This window comes from Micromonospora sp. CV4, assembly GCF_003667455.1.
GTDB lineage: Bacteria > Actinomycetota > Actinomycetes > Mycobacteriales > Micromonosporaceae > Micromonospora.
Window position 1 is genome coordinate 1 of record NZ_RCVI01000214.1, and the last position, 1,099, is coordinate 1,099.

Annotated in this window: 2 protein-coding genes; one reads left to right on the forward strand and one right to left on the reverse strand. The window is 71.9% G+C overall.

From position 1 onward, the window contains the following. Positions 1 to 9: 9 nt before the first annotated feature. A complete protein-coding gene (locus EAD98_RS08515; RefSeq protein ID WP_121653508.1) occupies positions 10 to 516 on the reverse strand; it encodes a PaaI family thioesterase in 507 nt (168 codons plus the stop codon). A gap of 55 nt (positions 517 to 571) precedes the next feature. On the opposite strand from EAD98_RS08515, the gene EAD98_RS08520 reads away from it, so the two are divergent. After that, a complete protein-coding gene (locus EAD98_RS08520; protein ID WP_121653509.1) occupies positions 572 to 1,048 on the forward strand; it encodes a helix-turn-helix domain-containing protein in 477 nt (158 codons plus the stop codon). The last annotated feature ends 51 nt before the right edge of the window (positions 1,049 to 1,099 follow it).

Here is a 1,099-nt window from a genome sequence, read left to right on the forward strand (position 1 = left end):
GGTCGGGGGTTAGGGGAGGGGGAAGAGTAGGCAGGTGCTGGTGGCGAGGGCGATGAGACGGGAGTCGGCGTCGGTGAGGCGGGCCTCGGCCAGGGCCGTGCGGCGGCCACGCTGGAGCACGGTGCCCTCGCAGCGCAGGATTCCGCTCGCGACGGTGACCGGGCGGAGGAACTTCACGCTCAGGTCCAGCGAGGTGTAGCCGACGCCGGCGGGCAACGTGGTGTGCACGGCGCAGCCGGCGGCGGTGTCCAACAGGGTGGAGATGACGCCACCGTGGACGGTGCCCAGCGGGTTGTAGTGGAACTCCTGCGGGACCAGTTCGACCGTGACCCGACCCTCGTCGGCCTCCATCCGCGCCATGTCGATCAGCTGACTCACCGGCGGCGCGGCCAGTTCCCCGGCGATCATCGCCCGGATCAGGTCGAGGCCGGCGCGTCGACCGACCTGCGCCGCGTTGACCGCCGGGTCCGACCAGGTGAAGGTACGGCTGCGCGTCGGCTCCTGAGTCTGTGTCATGGACGCAGCGTCGCAGCACGTTGCTGAGTCTGTCAATAAGACCTAGCCTGGTCGGATGAGACCCGCGGCACTGGACTGGTCGGTGGAGAACTGCACCATCGCCCGCGCGATGGAGGTCCTCGGTGAGCGGTGGACCCTCGTGGTGCTCCGCGAGGTGTTCAGTGGCGTACGCCGCTTCGACGACATGCGGGTGCGCACCGGGATCCCGCGTCAGGTGCTGACCAACCGGCTGGCCACCCTGGTGGAGCAGGGCGTGCTGCGCCGCGAGCCGTACCGGGAGCCGGGCAGCCGGCTGCGCCACGAGTACCGGCTGACGGAGAAGGGCCTGGACCTGTGGCCGGTACTGGTCGCCGTGCTCGAGTGGGGTGACCGCCACCTCGCCGACCCGGAGGGCTCGCCGCTCAGCGTGGCGCACCGGGACTGCGGCGCGGAGGTGCGTATCGAGCTGCGCTGTGCGGACGGGCACGAGGTGAGCCAGCCCCGCGATGTCGTGCCCCGCCCGGGCCCCGGCGCCCGTCGCCGTACCCCCTGACGCCGACCGCCGACCGCCGTACCCCCTGCCGTCGACCGCAGACCCCAGACC